The following is a 14,728-nucleotide window of genomic DNA, read 5'->3' on the forward strand; positions in this document are numbered from 1 at the left end:
AGGCGACAACAGAAGATCAAGCGTTGACAGAATTGGAGCGCTTTAGCCAGCAATGGGGTGAACAATATCCGCAAATTGCGAAGTCATGGTCGACCCACTGGGTCAACCTGAGGACGTTATTTGAATACCCACCCGAGATTCGCAAAGCGATTTACACGACAAACGCCATTGAGTCATTGAACAGCGTGATCCGATCCGCAACCAAGCGTAGGAAGTTATTTCCAAGCGATGACTCGGCATTAAAAGTCATCTACCTTGCCATTTCGCAGGCAGCTAAAAAATGGACAATGCCTATTCAAAATTGGCGTATGGCGTTAAATCGTTTTATGATTGAGTTTGGTGACCGCATTCAAAAATACGATCACTAATTTGTTCCGTGGCATTTACACAGAATTTCTTACAGGCTCAGAATTGAAATTAATATTTTTTTCATTTGTACACGCTATCTATTTCATTCTGTTTAATCTCGCCAGATTGAAACTGTTTGAGTGTAGTAGCAAAATTCTTTGCATCATCAGCACTTAATACAAAGCCTGAATCATTAAGGCATGTTCCCATAGCACAAAATTTCAACGCTAAAAAATGATGTGTGGCATTGCCGCTATGAAACGTAAATTGAACATCTGGTCGCCCAAAGCTCCCCCAAACTTCAGCCTTGCCTATGTCTTTTGTGAATGAGTCCCCTCTGGTCGTTGCGAGAGCTTCCCATTCGTTAAACTTGTTGATGAGTACAAGATAGTCATCAACTTTAGTTTTAAGAAAACGAATTTCTGTGTAGTCTAATCCGTACTGGTCACGAACTAACTTTGTAACACGTACCACCAAAACCATCTCATCGCCGCTTCTTTTCTCGATTGAAACAAATGTTGGTCGCTCTAAGTAATCTGAGGCAACCGAGTTAAACATTCTTCCATGAAATGAAACTGAAATTCTGGTTGACTCCTCAGCCTTTACAGGGGCGACTATAGAGATAATGCCAGCAAAGAAAATTGCTAGAACGGAGACTGGTTTTATTAGGCTCATAGCAGTTAATTAAATAATTGATATTGCCTAAATATTACTACAATATTTAATTTTTGACTCTTACGGTTCTCATTTTACTTCTTGAAAATATCAATTGCTTAACAAGCTCCATCAGAGTTATAATGCCAGCCTAGCTTAATTTAACTTAAGCTAAACCAGCCGCTGAAAAGCCCGCACATTGTAAGATTTTCTTACGAGCGGGCTTTTTTGCTTTTGTTTTTTGAATTTGCTTAATCTTTAAGGAGAAACGGCACAAAATAGGAGGGTTAATAATGACATTTATTGCAACAAATGCTCGATTGATCAAAGTAGGACAGGTAGCTGAGATTTTAGGAATTGGTACTTCCACAGTTTGGAAATACTCAAAACAAAATGCAGGATTTCCTCAGCCACTTTCGATATCGGCAAGGAATACAAGATGGCGATTATCAGACGTAGAGAAATTTGTAGATGCGAAAGCAGATTCAATTCATTAAAATAAAAATGCCATTACAAACTTAAATGTAGTGGCATTTTTTTAGTGCATCATTAGTGCAGGAGAACTTAAACTAGGGCGAGATGTTCTGCTAAGTCTTTGATTTTATTGGTCGGGACGGCAAGATTCGAACTTGCGACCCCGTGCACCCCATGCACGTACGCTACCAGGCTGCGCTACGCCCCGACGAGCGAAATATTATAGTGTATAAAAGCCATTTTTGCTATGGTTGGGTATTAAGCTTGCAAGACTTTTCTGCGTTGAAAATATAAATTAATTTATTTTGCAAAATATGACTAAAATATTTTCATATTCTCTCAAAAACAGTGAGAATAGTGGTTCAAGGTCGCAGCGCAAATTCAATGCTATGTAGCGTTAAAAAGCGCTGCGGTACGTACAAAACAAAATACCTTTGGATACTATGACAATTAAAATCAGTCAAAATTTTGATGCGGGTGCTATTGAGGTCGTTAAAGCAGAGCAGGCCGATGCGATCGAATTGAATTTGCGCAAAGACTCTCACGCAGATATCTGGCAATGGTTCTATTTCCGTTTGCAAGGTGCACGTGACCAGGAAACTGTAATGCGTGTTTTGAATGCGGGTAAGGCGACTTATGCTAAAGGGTGGGAAAACTATCGTGCAGTGGCGAGTTATGACCGCGAAACGTGGTTTAGGGTTGAGACCGAATTCGATGGCGAAGTGATGACCATCCGCCATACGCCTGAATCTGATAGTGTCTATTACGCTTACTTTGAACCATATAGCTGGGAACGTCATCTTGCGTTGCTGGGCAGTGTGGAGCATTCGCCATTGGCGCGTGTGGTTGATCTGGGTAATACCGTTGACGGTCGTGATCTGAATATGGTTGTCGTGGGTGACCCGGCTGCTGAAAAGAAAGTCTGGATCATCGCGCGTCAACACCCAGGTGAAACCATGGCTGAGTGGTTGGTCGAAGGTGTGTTGGATGCATTGCTTGCCCCTGCAAATCCGATCGCTCGCAGCATTCTGGATAAAGCGGTGTTGTACATTGTGCCGAATATGAATCCAGATGGCGCTTATCGCGGTAATTTGCGAACCAATGCTGCCGGCGCTAATTTGAATCGGGAATGGATGACGCCGTCATTAGAAACTAGTCCTGAAGTATTTCATGTAAAAAATAAAATTCATGAAACTGGTTGCGATTTGTTCCTCGATATTCATGGTGATGAAGCATTGCCATATGTATTTGTGGCAGGTAGTGAAATGTTGGCTGGCTTTACTGAACAGCAAGCTCGCGATCAACAGGTTTTTGTTGATAGCTTCTGTCTCGCTAGCCCAGATTTCCAGACTAAAGTTGGCTATGCAGCGTCCAAGTACAATGAAGACGTATTGAAACTGGCATCTAAGTACATAGGCCATACCTTTAAATGCGTGTCTTTGACACTAGAATTGCCATTTAAAGATAATGACAACCTGCCTGATGCAGAAGTGGGCTGGGATGGTGCGCGTAGTGTAAAGCTGGGCGAGGCTATGTTGCAACCAATTCTGGCTTCATTGAACGCTAAGTAATTGCAATTGCGGTTTGACTGATTGAAGGTAAGAGGGTGTCAGAAATGACATCCTCTTTTTTCGTCATTTTTTAAGCGTGTAGTTTGATCGCATGTTTATGCGAAGTATCATGTGCGTCTGATATTGGCAAAAGAAGGAATAAAGATGGGTATAGAAATAGAGCGCAAATTCTTGGTGACGAATAATGCCTGGAAGGAGTTCGCTGTTAGCAGTTACCTCAAGCAAGGATATATTAGTTCTGAGCCAGGTCGTATCGTACGTGTGCGTATCGAAGGGCAAGCTGCAATGCTAACAATTAAAGGTCTGAACACCGGCATATCCTGTGGGGAATGGGAATACCCAATTCCTTTAAATGATGCGCAAATGTTGCTCGATACCGTCTGTCAGAAACCACTGATAGAAAAATACCGTTACCGGCTTCCGATGGATGGTTTGACGTGGGAAATTGATGAATTCTTAGGAGACAATGCAGGGCTGGTCGTAGCGGAAATTGAATTGCCTTCAGAGGGGTTCGAATTCCATCGTCCAGAATGGCTGGGTGAAGAAGTCAGCCATGACCGACGTTATGCAAACGCTAATTTGCTCAAACATCCTTATAAATCTTGGTAGGGAATGGTGAAAATTGGGTCTGAGCTTCAATAAAACACAGACCCAAAAAACGGTTACACGGCTTTTACTCCACGATTGGCTGCCTTGCGGTACAAAATTAAAGTCGCAGTCAAACCACACGCAGCAGCAAACGACATCCACATGCCTGGCGCTGCTTTGTCGTGCGTTACTTCAATCAACCACGTAGCAATCGCAGGTGTAAAACCGCCAAAAATCGCCGTCGCCAAACTATAGGCTAGAGAGAAGCCAGCGGTGCGAACTTCTACCGGCATCACCTCCGTCAGCGCCACGACCATCGCACCGTTGTAGCTCGCATATAAGAACGACAGCCACAATTCTGCGATCAACATCTTTTGAAAACTCGGGTCGTTAGTCAGCCAGACCATGACAGGGTAGGCTGTCAGAATCGTTAAAACGGTGAAGGTCAGCAATAAAGGCTTACGACCAATTTTATCTGACAAATTTCCCATGACTGGCAACCAAAAAAAGTTGGAAATACCAATGCATAAAGTCACGATCAGACTGTCTGTTGTAGTTAATTTAAGGACGCTTTTACCAAATGTTGGTGTGTAGACGGTAATCAGGTAAAACGATACCGTCGTCATCGACACCAATAACATCCCGCAAATTACCAGTCCCCAATTTTTAATCATAGACTGGAAGATTTCGCGCGCATCTGGCCTATGTTTGCGCTGCATAAACTCTTCGGTTTCTTGCAAAGAGCGGCGAATGACAAAGAGTACTGGAACGATCATGCAACCAATAAAAAACGGAATACGCCAGCCCCAATCAGATATTTCGTCTCTTGAAAGGAATTTATTAAGTGCATATCCCAAGGCTGCGGCAACGATAATAGCCACTTGCTGGCTCGCGGATTGCCAACTGACGTAAAATCCTTTGCGCCCTGGCGTCGCCATCTCAGCCAGATAGACCGATACGCCACCCAACTCCACGCCTGCAGAAAAACCTTGCAATAATCGTCCAACCAACACCAGAAAAGGTGCAAGATATCCGATGGTGGCGTAACTTGGAACACAGGCGATCAGAATGGTACCCAGTGCCATTAAAGCCAACGTGACAATCAAGCCCTGACGACGTCCAACTCTGTCGACATAAGCACCCAGAAAAATTGCGCCCAATGGACGCATTAAAAAGCCAGCGCCAAAGGTCATAAAGGTCAACATTAATGATGCAAATTCATCACCGGCTGGGAAAAAAGCTTTAGAAATGTAGGTGGCGTAAAAACCGAACAGGAAAAAATCAAACATTTCCATGAAGTTACCACTGGTGACGCGCAGTACGGTCCCGAGTTTAGAGCTGGGTTTGATTGGAGAGTTTGTCATATTTAAATTTATAATAATGATGAAAACTACGCTGAAAAAATGAAGGCTGCGATCATTACTTGCGCAACATTGTTCATCAGGGCGATGTCAAAAACAACACTTTTAAAAATCGCTGTCTTGATCACTTCTGCTTGAAATACTTGTATAGCAGATTTTTTATTTTCTCTGCCGAGGTTTATTGTCTCACGCAAATGAGTTTAGCAGCTCTTAGCTCGATTCAACAATGTGCGGGAGGTAACGAAAGTTTTTGTTTTAATTTCGTGCGCCCATGGGTAACTGAAACTTGTTGCTTTCAGCTACCCATGTGTATCTGGCGAAAATAGGGGAGCCGTTAATAACAACGAGCAATCGATTCAGCAACACATACTGGCTTGTCTGAGCCAGCTCGTTCTATGCTGACTTCCCAGGTCATTTGCGCTCCATCCTTGATGTCTTCAATCGAAAGCAATTTCAAATGGGCGCGCAATTGGCTGCCGACCGGAACCGGCGCGGGGAAGCGAACTTTGTTCAGACCATAATTGACACCCATCTTGACATAGCTGAGATGTATAGCATTTTGCATTAAGGCTGGAAGCAAGGACAAAGTCAGAAAACCATGGGCGATAGGTGCGCCAAAAGGTGACTCACGCTTTGCCCGTTCTACATCTATATGTATCCATTGGTGGTCGCCCGTTGCTTCGGCGAACATATTGACCCGTTCTTGGGCAACCTCCACCCAATCGGAAGTGGCAACTTGTTGCCCGACCATATCTTTGAGCTCTTGTAAGCTTTGAATTTCACGCATCATCTCTCCTTAGTCTTGTGGACGACGACCAAACATACCCATGCCGTCAATCGTGCATACGACTTGTCCGTGCTGATTGACTGCTTTCCAGACGGTATTAACGACGCCACGGTCAGGTTTGGAGGTGGATGCTTTGGCGCCGGTCGTTTCTGCTGTGACTGTTAGTGTGTCACCGGGGCGTACCGGGGCTGTCCAACGGATGTTATCAATACCGGGGGATCCCATACTAGAGGAATCGCCAATAAAACCATCAACCACCATGCGCATCATCATGCTGCAGGTATGCCAGCCGCTGGCAATGACGTCGCCGAAGATGGATTCTTTGGCGGCGACTTTATCGACGTGAAAGGTTTGCGGATCAAATTGCTGTGCGAAGGCGATAATTTCTTCTTCTGTCACGGTACGCTGGCCTAGCTGTATCGATTCGCCTGGGATAAAGTCTTCGAAGTACCATTTAAATCTTTTATTTGTCATCATCAATTTCCTTTCGGTTCGTCCTTCTAATTGAAGCTACATATCTACCTTAAGACCCCAAATTTATGACCAAAAAAATCCCGGTATTAGCCGGGATAATTCAAAAAACTTAGTTGTTATGCGCTGACTTTAAATCCAGGTTGTGCGACAAAACGAGCCAGATGATGATCCGTATCACCCAGCGACAATTCTATTGTCGTCAAACGTTTGAACATATGTGCCACCGGCAACTCGTTCGTGACACCCATCCCACCATGCAATTGCACCGCTTGCTGGCCGATATAGCGCGCTGCTTGCCCGATCCGTGCTTTAGCCGCAGACAGAGTACGGCGACGTTCTTCGACATTGGCTGATGACACCTTCACTGCCGCCAACGTTGCCATCGATCGGGCTTGTTCCATTTCCATAAACATCTCAGCCATGCGATGCTGTAAAACCTGGAATTTGCCAATAGGTACGCCAAACTGTTGCCGGGTTTTTAGATAGTCCAGCGTGGCTGCAGTGATTGCTTCCATGATGCCTATGGCTTCGGAACACAATAAAGAAACGCCATAATCCGCAATTTCATCGATGAGTTCCCAGCCATCGTTTTCTTTACCTAGCATATTGATCGGTGCGACTTGGACCTGATCAAAACGGATATCCGCGGCACGATAGCCATCAATGGTGCGGTAATCCGTTCTATGAATGCCGATGCTGTTGGCATCAACCAGGAACACATGGATGCCCGATTTATCACGCTGGTTTTCATTTGAGCGTGCTGACACGATCAGCATATCGGCTTGTGCGCCATGCAAAACGACGGTCTTGGTCCCATTGAGTACAAAACCATCTTTATTGGGGGTGGCAGTCGTTGCTATATCAAACAAATCGTAACGGGATTGTTTTTCTGCCAGCGCAACGGCGAGTTTTTTCTCGCCAGTGGCAATTTGTTCGAGCACGTCAAAATGTGCTTTGGCTTTTTTCAAAAACTCTGCGGCCAACACCGTTGCGAAATACGGTTCAACCACCAATCCACGCCCCAGCTCTTGCATGACCACCATCATATCGACCGCTGACCCGCTAAATCCTCCCAATTCTTCTGGAATTGGCAGCGCGGTTGCCCCGAGCTCGGCTAATTCAGACCATGCCTTTGAGGATGTACCTTTAGGAGAGCCGATGATGTGCTTGCGCTGCTCAAAGCCGTAATCTTTTTCTGCCCAGCGACGGATTGCTTCAGCAAATTGTTGCTGTTCTTGCGTTAGTTTGAAGTCCATTGCGTTTTCCTCACAGTCCCAAAATCATTTGTGTAATGATGTTTTTCTGAATCTCGTTCGAGCCACCGTAGATGGAGGTCTTGCGGTAGTTGAAGTAATACGAGGCGAGGGCAGCCGCGTCGTCGTCACTGACGAGACTATGTTCAGTTTCACCTTCGAGAAATTGTGGATCAAACGGAAGACCGTAAGGACCGACGGTTTCCAGCATCAATTCAGTCAGTCTTTGTTGAATCTCTGTGCCTTTGATTTTAAGTAAAGACGCTTCAGGACCAGGGCGACCGCTATCTTGTGAGATCACGCGTAAGACGGTGATTTCCAATGCCATCAATTCGATTTCCAGACTGGCGACTTTATGGGCAAAAACAGGGTCATCGATTAAGGGCTTACCGTTCTTTTGATGCTCGCCAGCGATGCGTTTTAAGAACAATAATTCGCGCTTGGCACGTCCAACAGCAGCGATATTGGTACGTTCATGGCCTAAAAGGTACTTTGCATAAGTCCAGCCTTTGTTTTCTTCGCCGATCAGATTTTGTACAGGTACTTTGACGTTGTCGAAGAATACTTCATTCACTTCATGGTCTTCATCGAGCATGATAATAGGGCGCACGGTAATGCCTGGCGTTTTCATGTCGATCAGTAAAAATGAAATGCCTTCCTGCTTCCGTGCCGCTGGATCTGTGCGCACCAGGCAGAAAATCATGTCCGCGTGTTGTGCTAACGTCGTCCAGGTTTTTTGGCCATTGACGATGTAAAAATCACCATCTCGTTCAGCACGGGTTTTGAGTGAGGCAAGATCAGAGCCAGAGCCAGGTTCAGAATAGCCCTGACACCACCAGTCGTCGCAATTCAAGATGCGTGGCAGGTAGTAATCTTTTTGTGCCTGATTGCCAAACGCCATAATCACGGGTGCAACCATGTTCACGCCAAATGGCAAGATCGCAGGTGTGCCAGCGCGGGCGCATTCTTCTTCAAAAATATGTCTTTGCGTTGGCGTCCAACCCGTACCGCCGTATTCCACCTGCCAGCCTGTACCAACCCAGCCTTGTTTGGCAAGAATTTTATGCCAGCGAACAAAGTCTTCTCTGTTCATGCGCTTGTGGTTGCGAACCTTGTGTTGCAAATCAGCCGGAAGGTGCGCTTCTAAGTAGCTGCGCACCTCATCACGAAAAGCCAGGTCTTGCGCGGTGTAGTTCAAATCCATGTTGTCTCCTGAGATAAATGCCCGTTGATTGGCAACCTGAGAGATTCATGCAAGATCATGAGTGATGCCTTGCTATATTTTTTGTATCTCTAAGGGAGTAAAACTAAAAAAGCACGACCGTTCAAAACAATTGTACAACGGATTTAAATTTTAGGCAGAGTATTCAGCTTCGTTGTGTGGCGATTTGAGAAAATGCCCGGATTTGGCTTCTGGGAAGAGCCAAATCCGGGCATTTCAAGCCGTTCTTCACGCTTCGATAAATCAGTGAAAATGCGCTGTACCCGGGGCAGGTGTGTCCTCAGGCATTTCGGGGTGCACCAATTCCGCCTCTCTATCCGCAAACAATGGTGTGCCACAATCATCACAAAATTCCATAGCAAAAATTTCTTCCAGCTGGATGATGTCGGTGATCCCGCATTCGACCAAAATATCCGGGATGTCGCCACTCAGGCTCCCATTTTCATCCGAACCCATCGCGGCTTCCTGATCCTCAGCCTGATACAAGGGCCAGACCACGCCATAAATCACCTCTGGCGCCTGACGCAGGCAGAAACTAATCCGGAATTCATCGATTTGCCCTGGCGTTTCTTGTACACCGCAAGCGGCAATGACAACACTCAACTCAGTTGGCTCTTTACCCAAGGTTTGCGTTAAGTAAAATGCTGCCGAACGTATCGATGCAGGCCGGATTTTGATATCCGCCTCACGACAAGCTGTGTAATACGCCTCTGGTAACAGCAGTTCTACACCACAACCTGGTAACAGATTCTTCACCAAAGGCTCTACCTGTTGCTGCCACTCTTCTAATGCTGCGCTTTTGGCTTTGACGCAATCATACGGCGCATCTAAGGTTTGCCACTGAAATAAGGGTGCGTTCATTGGAACGGTAACGACACCGAGCAAATAGCGGATATCGGCCAGAAACGGTACGGTTTGCGCACGTTCTGCTTCTACCGGATAGGTGCTGTTTTTGAGTAAAGCCATCGCGTGACGCTCCATCAAAGCATAGGTTTCACTGTGATTGCGTGGCAATTGATCGATGGAATACAGATTAGGTAGCAAACGCAATTTGGCTTGATCGACCAATAAATGCTGGTAAAGATGCTTTGAAAGTGACGCAAGTACATCAGCTGGTATTGCACCAGAGGCGATTTCAAAACGTGTCCAGGCAAGGATGGGGGCTGCGATAAACAGGGCGCAATATTTCTGCCCATGAACCTCAAAAATAGCGCTGGTACTGATGGTTTCCAGTGTTTCAACCAACACCTCGTAAGCATTTGCCTGAGCAGAGAATAAATTTTCTGCGGCGGCATCTAAAATCTCCTGATGATGTTGCTTCAGGTTTTTAGCTACATACAAATCCAACTTTTCTTGCCAGGCAAGGTCTTCAAGACGGCTGGCGGACTGGGCGACGGCCAGCGAGAGATTGACCAGTCGTTGACTTTCTGCTGCCAGTTTCAGTCTATTTCGTTTTATAGGACGGCGCATAATTGTATTCGTCAGAGATTGATCAAATGTTGAGCAAGCAATTGTGTACCCAAATGATGTCTGAAAAGTGAGACGCCTGTCGTAAAGCACCAATCAGGGCGGGCTATCTCACACTCCATTTATCCATTCGAGTAGCTAATTTGTCTGACTCGCTTATTTTTTGGCATATTGCGTTTTGCCAAACAATACCTCTTTCGCTTTATCATCAGTCAATGGTTTGCGTAGGTCGGCCAACACGGTGACCCCACGTTGTACAGCAGGACGCGCGCTGATTTCATCAAACCAGCGTTTCGCATGCGGAAAATCAGCCCAATCTATACCCTGATTCGCAAACGAGCGTGTCCATGGGAAGGTGGCGATATCTGCGATTGTGTATTCGTCACCGGCCAGATAAGGTGTATAAGACAATTGTTTATCGATGACGCCATATAAACGCTTGGCTTCATTGCTGTAACGATCAATTGCGTAATCTATTTTGTCTGGTGCATAAATGCGGAAATGATGCGCCTGACCTAACATAGGACCAACGCCGCCCATTTGAAACATCAGCCATTGCAAAGTCGTGTATTTTTCACGATCTGTTTTGCCTAGGAATAAACCCGTTTTACCTGCTAGATACACAAGGATGGCGCCAGACTCAAACAAAGAGATCGGTTTGCCATCCGGTCCATCAGAATCTACGATAGCGGGGATCTTGTTATTCGGAGAAATCGCCAGAAATTCAGCAGAAAATTGGTCGCCAGCACCAATATCAATCGGAATTGCCCGATAATCCAAACCACATTCTTCGAGCATAATGTGTACTTTATGACCGTTTGGGGTAGGCCAGGAATAGACATCTATCATCGCGATCCTCTTCAAAAAGTGAATAAAAATGCAGGATCCCATTATGCAGAGATTTCGGAGATTTTGCAGGTTTTAGTCAATACAAAAAATTATTTCTGGATTTTTATCAATTACTTGACCGGACTTAACGCTTATTTCATTTCCGGAAACCCTTAAAAGACGTATGCAAACCACTATATTTCGCTCTTTGTTATCCTTGCATCTCGCCGTCATGTTATTCGGCGCGGCTGGAGTCATTGGCAAATACATTTCTGTGGGAGCGTTAAGTCTGGTTTTTGGTCGCACATTATTTGCAGCGGTGTCCCTGGCACCTTTAGTCAATTGGCACAGCGTCAAGGCAACTAAAAATCTTGCCGGTACGATAGGAAATGGCGCCTTATTGGCCGTGCATTGGCTTAGCTTCTTTGCCTCGTTACAATATGCGGCGGTTGCCTTTGGTTTGATGGGATTTGCGACGTATCCCATTTTTGTGGCCTTGCTGGAACCGTGGATATTCAAATTGCCTCGCCATCGCAGAGACGCTTGGATGGCCGTGATGGTGGTTGTTGGGCTGCTAGTGATGCTCAGCGACGCACATTGGCAAGGCGGCTCGGTGAAGGCGGTAGGGATGGGCATATTATCTGGCCTGTCCTTTGCATTACTAACCTTGAATACGCGTGATCAAAGCAAAAGCCTATCTGCGACACAAGTCGCGTTTATACAAAATAGCGTCGCGTGTCTCTTGTTGCTGCCGTTGGTGCTGTATCAAGGTGAACTGTATACGATCAACATCAAGACCTGGTTCCTGCTGGCACTATTAGGGAGTGTCTTTACCGCTTTGTCACATAGTCTGTTCGCTTATAGTTTACAGCGGCTACCTGCGACTCTGGTAAGCCTCACTGCTTCGCTAGAACCAGTTTATGGCATGGGTTTGGCTTATATTTTTTTGGGAGAAACTGTTTCTGGCAGGACTTTATGCGGAGCAGCAATTGTGCTTTTGACTACTAGCTTTGCCACCTATGCGCATAGATCAATAACAAACGAATCAAGTTGACTCATCGAAGAACGACGAAATACCATTCGTCGTTCTTCACGAAAAAGCGACTGATGAGGTCAAGAACGGGTAATCGGAAGACCCAGATCTTCATTAAGGCTGATATGTTTTGCCAGCTCCAGTTTAGCAATGGCGTTGCGATGTACTTCGTCCGGTCCGTCGGCGAGGCGTAGGGTACGATTGCCTGCCCATTGTGCAGCAAGAGGAAAATCACCCGAGACACCACCAGCACCGTGTGCCTGAATGGCCCAGTCCAGTACTTGTTGCGTGACGTTAGGTGCCAGCACCTTGATCATCGCGATTTCGGCTTGCGCATGCTTGTTACCGACCGTGTCCATCATATACGCCGCTTTAAGCGTCAATAGGCGAGCGGTGTCGATTTGTATGCGGGATTCGGCAATACGTTCGCGCCAGATGCTTTGTTCAGAGATTTTTTTACCGAAAGCAGTGCGGCTGTTGAGACGTTTGCACATCAATTCTAAAGCGCGTTCAGCAACGCCAATCGCGCGCATGCAATGGTGGATGCGACCAGGCCCTAAACGGCCTTGCGCAATTTCAAAGCCGCGACCTTCGCCTAGCAGTATATTGCTCGCAGGCACGCGCACATTCTCAAACAAAATTTCACAGTGACCGTGTGGCGCATCGTCATAGCCAAAAACTGGCAGAGGACGTTTGACCGTGATGCCGGGTGTTTTGGCATCGACCAAAATCATTGACTGTTGCGAATGGCGTGCGGCATTAAAATCTGTTTTCCCCATCAAGATGTACACGGCGCAACGCGGATCACCAGCGCCTGAAATCCACCATTTATGGCCGTTGATGACGTAATGATCACCGTCACGATCGATTCTGGTTTCGATGTTGGTGGCATCGGACGAGGCGACGCCAGGTTCTGTCATCGCAAAAGCGGAACGAATTTCACCGCGCAATAAGGGTTCTAACCATTGTTTTTTGTGCTCTTCGGTACCGTAACGTTCAATGGTTTCCATATTGCCGGTATCTGGTGCCGAACAGTTGAATACTTCTGGTGCCCAACTGACACGACCCATGATTTCGCATAAAGGGGCGTAATCAAGGTTAGAAAGGCCTTCCGGAGCGCGTACCGATTTAGGTAAAAACAAATTCCATAAGCCTTGTTCGCGCGCTTTGGGTTTGAGGTCTTCTATGATTTGTGTGGCTAACCAACGATTGCCCTTGTCAGTACCATTGCGGTCGATTTCTTCTTTGTATGCTTTTTCGTTTGGATAAATGTGTTCATCCATAAAGCGTAATAACTTTGCTTGCAAGGTCTGGCAGCGTTCTGAGTAGTCGAATTCCATGTTGTCTCCGGTGTGTTTTTATTGCGGTGAAAATCGATTTAATGCTGTGTCAGTTTCTTTAACGCAGGGTTTTGTTCACATAACTCCAACCTAATTCGGCCATCGGTCTTGCCGCTTCGCCGGATTTCTTCGCTTGCGCGCTCGACGCTGTGCCATCGACGTAGCGCTTCATAATGCCTTGCAAAATACCGGCCATACGGAATAGGTTATAGGCAAGGTAAAAATCAAAGTCTTCTGGACGTATGGTTTTGCCTGTGCGTTCACAATACTTGGCGATGTATTCTGCTTCACTTGGAATGCCGAGAGCCTTATGATCCAGACCTTTGATGCCGCGGAACTGTCCCGGTGTGACGTGCCAGCTCATACAATGATAAGAAAAATCTGCCAATGGATGGCCCAATGTCGATAATTCCCAATCTAAAATTGCCAGAATCCGTGGCTCGGTCTTGTGGAACATCATGTTATCAAGGCGATAGTCACCATGCACGATGCTGGTGTCGTCTCCTGCAGGGATATGATGCGGCAACCAGGCAATCAAGTTGTCCATTGCTTCAATTTTTTCTGTCTCCGAAGCACGGTACTGCTTTGTCCAACGATCAATTTGGCGCGCAAAGTAATTACCTGGTTTGCCGTAATCTGAGAGGCCTATGGCAGCGTAGTCTATGGTATGCAATTGCGCGATAACGCGGTTCATTTCATCGTAGATTTCGGCACGTTGGGTCGGCGTCATCTCTGGCAGTGACTGATCCCACAATACTCGACCGTCGACAAATTCCATGATGTAGAAAGCGCGTCCAATCACATCTTCATCGCTACAGAGTGCATATTGTTTGGCGGCGGGGAAACCTGATTTACTCAAAGCGTCCATGACTTTAAATTCACGCTCTATCGCGTGTGCTGAGGGCAGCAATTTAGCTACCGGACCAGGTTTGGCACGCATGACGTAATGCTGTTCGCCAGCGCTGAGTTTGAACGTCGGGTTGGATTGCCCGCCTTTAAACTGTGTGACCACCAATTTGTCAGCCATTGCTGCATCAAAACCAGCGACGTGTTGACGCATATAGTCAGCGAGTGCGCCGATATCAAATTTCTGGCGGTCGGCAACTGGCATGGTGCCCATGAATTCTTCAAACATTGATGTCTCCTCGCTTTTGCGGATTTTGAGTAATGTTATGTTGATTAATCTTAACGCGGCCTTGACCTGTCGAACCAAGAGGGGTTGAAAAGTATTTTAACCCAATAAATCGAACGTCCGTACTATTTTATTTGTATCGTGCTTTTTCTGCTTAACATTACTCATCATTCCTGACAATGCGTAAAAAAACGGC

15 protein-coding genes and 1 tRNA gene are annotated in these 14,728 nt (G+C 46.2%); 5 read left to right on the forward strand and 11 right to left on the reverse strand.

Going from position 1 to position 14,728, the window contains the following annotated elements; all coding sequences use genetic code 11:
* On the forward strand, positions 1-368 hold a 368-nt coding region (locus H8K32_RS08700; protein WP_186912103.1), incomplete at its 5' end, for a transposase.
* Positions 369-429: 61 nt separating this feature from the next.
* Here the strand turns inward: H8K32_RS08700 and H8K32_RS08705 are convergent.
* Complete coding sequence (locus H8K32_RS08705; RefSeq protein WP_186912104.1) at positions 430-1,023, reverse strand: hypothetical protein; 594 nt, start codon at positions 1,021-1,023, stop codon at positions 430-432.
* 272 nt (positions 1,024-1,295) lie between these two features.
* Between H8K32_RS08705 and H8K32_RS08710 the strand changes: the two genes are divergently transcribed.
* Positions 1,296-1,499 (forward strand): helix-turn-helix transcriptional regulator, encoded by a 204-nt coding sequence (locus H8K32_RS08710; RefSeq protein WP_186912105.1) that lies wholly within the window; start codon positions 1,296-1,298, stop codon positions 1,497-1,499.
* Positions 1,500-1,607: 108 nt separating this feature from the next.
* Here the strand turns inward: H8K32_RS08710 and H8K32_RS08715 are convergent.
* Positions 1,608-1,684 (reverse strand) — tRNA-Pro (locus H8K32_RS08715).
* Positions 1,685-1,919: 235 nt separating this feature from the next.
* On the opposite strand from H8K32_RS08715, the gene H8K32_RS08720 reads away from it, so the two are divergent.
* Positions 1,920-3,047, forward strand: a complete 1,128-nt coding sequence (locus tag H8K32_RS08720) for a M14 family metallopeptidase (RefSeq protein ID WP_186912106.1) — start codon at positions 1,920-1,922, stop codon at positions 3,045-3,047.
* Between the two features lie 144 nt (positions 3,048-3,191).
* Complete coding sequence (locus H8K32_RS08725; RefSeq protein WP_186912107.1) at positions 3,192-3,656, forward strand: CYTH domain-containing protein; 465 nt, start codon at positions 3,192-3,194, stop codon at positions 3,654-3,656.
* Positions 3,657-3,709: 53 nt separating this feature from the next.
* Here the strand turns inward: H8K32_RS08725 and tcuC are convergent, their stop codons facing one another.
* From tcuC to H8K32_RS08760, 7 genes are all read right to left on the reverse strand, one after another.
* Positions 3,710-4,999, reverse strand: a complete 1,290-nt coding sequence (gene tcuC / locus H8K32_RS08730) for an MFS transporter (protein WP_186912108.1) — start codon at positions 4,997-4,999, stop codon at positions 3,710-3,712.
* A gap of 331 nt (positions 5,000-5,330) precedes the next feature.
* On the reverse strand, positions 5,331-5,783 hold the full coding sequence (locus H8K32_RS08735; RefSeq protein ID WP_186912109.1) for a MaoC family dehydratase: 453 nt from the start codon (positions 5,781-5,783) through the stop codon (positions 5,331-5,333).
* A 9-nt stretch (positions 5,784-5,792) separates the two neighbouring features.
* Positions 5,793-6,260 (reverse strand): MaoC family dehydratase, encoded by a 468-nt coding sequence (locus H8K32_RS08740; protein ID WP_390311964.1) that lies wholly within the window; start codon positions 6,258-6,260, stop codon positions 5,793-5,795.
* A gap of 113 nt (positions 6,261-6,373) precedes the next feature.
* Entirely contained in the window at positions 6,374-7,513 is a 1,140-nt protein-coding gene (locus tag H8K32_RS08745; RefSeq protein ID WP_186912111.1) for an acyl-CoA dehydrogenase family protein, read from the reverse strand.
* A 10-nt stretch (positions 7,514-7,523) separates the two neighbouring features.
* Entirely contained in the window at positions 7,524-8,714 is a 1,191-nt protein-coding gene (locus H8K32_RS08750) for an acyl-CoA dehydrogenase family protein (RefSeq protein ID WP_186912112.1), read from the reverse strand.
* 261 nt (positions 8,715-8,975) lie between these two features.
* Positions 8,976-10,202 carry a DUF2863 family protein gene (locus tag H8K32_RS08755; protein WP_186912113.1) on the reverse strand — a complete coding sequence of 409 codons (1,227 nt, stop codon included), beginning with the start codon at positions 10,200-10,202 and terminating at the stop codon, positions 8,976-8,978.
* 153 nt (positions 10,203-10,355) lie between these two features.
* Positions 10,356-11,048 carry a glutathione binding-like protein gene (locus H8K32_RS08760; protein ID WP_186912114.1) on the reverse strand — a complete coding sequence of 231 codons (693 nt, stop codon included), beginning with the start codon at positions 11,046-11,048 and terminating at the stop codon, positions 10,356-10,358.
* Between the two features lie 163 nt (positions 11,049-11,211).
* On the opposite strand from H8K32_RS08760, the gene H8K32_RS08765 reads away from it, so the two are divergent.
* Positions 11,212-12,081, forward strand: a complete 870-nt coding sequence (locus H8K32_RS08765; RefSeq protein ID WP_186912115.1) for a DMT family transporter — start codon at positions 11,212-11,214, stop codon at positions 12,079-12,081.
* Positions 12,082-12,140: 59 nt separating this feature from the next.
* On the opposite strand, the gene H8K32_RS08770 is transcribed toward H8K32_RS08765, so the two are convergent.
* On the reverse strand, positions 12,141-13,400 hold the full coding sequence (locus tag H8K32_RS08770) for an acyl-CoA dehydrogenase family protein (protein ID WP_186912116.1): 1,260 nt from the start codon (positions 13,398-13,400) through the stop codon (positions 12,141-12,143).
* Between the two features lie 58 nt (positions 13,401-13,458).
* Positions 13,459-14,535 carry a phosphotransferase family protein gene (locus tag H8K32_RS08775; RefSeq protein WP_186912117.1) on the reverse strand — a complete coding sequence of 359 codons (1,077 nt, stop codon included), beginning with the start codon at positions 14,533-14,535 and terminating at the stop codon, positions 13,459-13,461.
* Between the last annotated feature and the right edge of the window lie 193 nt (positions 14,536-14,728).

The sequence above is a fragment of the Cognatundibacterium jejuense genome, assembly GCF_014284255.1.
Taxonomy (GTDB): Bacteria; Pseudomonadota; Gammaproteobacteria; order Burkholderiales; family Burkholderiaceae_D; genus Undibacterium; species Undibacterium jejuense.

What these genes read in the sequence shown, in the direction of transcription:
- tcuC (WP_186912108.1), bottom strand. Translation starts at nt 4,999, where the DNA reads ATGACAAACTCTCCAATCAAACCCAGCTCTAAACTCGGGACCGTACTG.
- H8K32_RS08725 (WP_186912107.1), top strand. Translation starts at nt 3,192, where the DNA reads ATGGGTATAGAAATAGAGCGCAAATTCTTGGTGACGAATAATGCCTGG.
- H8K32_RS08755 (WP_186912113.1), bottom strand. Translation starts at nt 10,202, where the DNA reads ATGCGCCGTCCTATAAAACGAAATAGACTGAAACTGGCAGCAGAAAGT.
- H8K32_RS08765 (WP_186912115.1), top strand. Translation starts at nt 11,212, where the DNA reads ATGCAAACCACTATATTTCGCTCTTTGTTATCCTTGCATCTCGCCGTC.
- H8K32_RS08775 (WP_186912117.1), bottom strand. Translation starts at nt 14,535, where the DNA reads ATGTTTGAAGAATTCATGGGCACCATGCCAGTTGCCGACCGCCAGAAA.
- H8K32_RS08705 (WP_186912104.1), bottom strand. Translation starts at nt 1,023, where the DNA reads ATGAGCCTAATAAAACCAGTCTCCGTTCTAGCAATTTTCTTTGCTGGC.
- H8K32_RS08735 (WP_186912109.1), bottom strand. Translation starts at nt 5,783, where the DNA reads ATGCGTGAAATTCAAAGCTTACAAGAGCTCAAAGATATGGTCGGGCAA.
- H8K32_RS08750 (WP_186912112.1), bottom strand. Translation starts at nt 8,714, where the DNA reads ATGGATTTGAACTACACCGCGCAAGACCTGGCTTTTCGTGATGAGGTG.
- H8K32_RS08745 (WP_186912111.1), bottom strand. Translation starts at nt 7,513, where the DNA reads ATGGACTTCAAACTAACGCAAGAACAGCAACAATTTGCTGAAGCAATC.
- H8K32_RS08770 (WP_186912116.1), bottom strand. Translation starts at nt 13,400, where the DNA reads ATGGAATTCGACTACTCAGAACGCTGCCAGACCTTGCAAGCAAAGTTA.
- H8K32_RS08760 (WP_186912114.1), bottom strand. Translation starts at nt 11,048, where the DNA reads ATGATAGATGTCTATTCCTGGCCTACCCCAAACGGTCATAAAGTACAC.
- H8K32_RS08720 (WP_186912106.1), top strand. Translation starts at nt 1,920, where the DNA reads ATGACAATTAAAATCAGTCAAAATTTTGATGCGGGTGCTATTGAGGTC.
- H8K32_RS08740 (WP_390311964.1), bottom strand. Translation starts at nt 6,260, where the DNA reads ATGATGACAAATAAAAGATTTAAATGGTACTTCGAAGACTTTATCCCA.
- H8K32_RS08710 (WP_186912105.1), top strand. Translation starts at nt 1,296, where the DNA reads ATGACATTTATTGCAACAAATGCTCGATTGATCAAAGTAGGACAGGTA.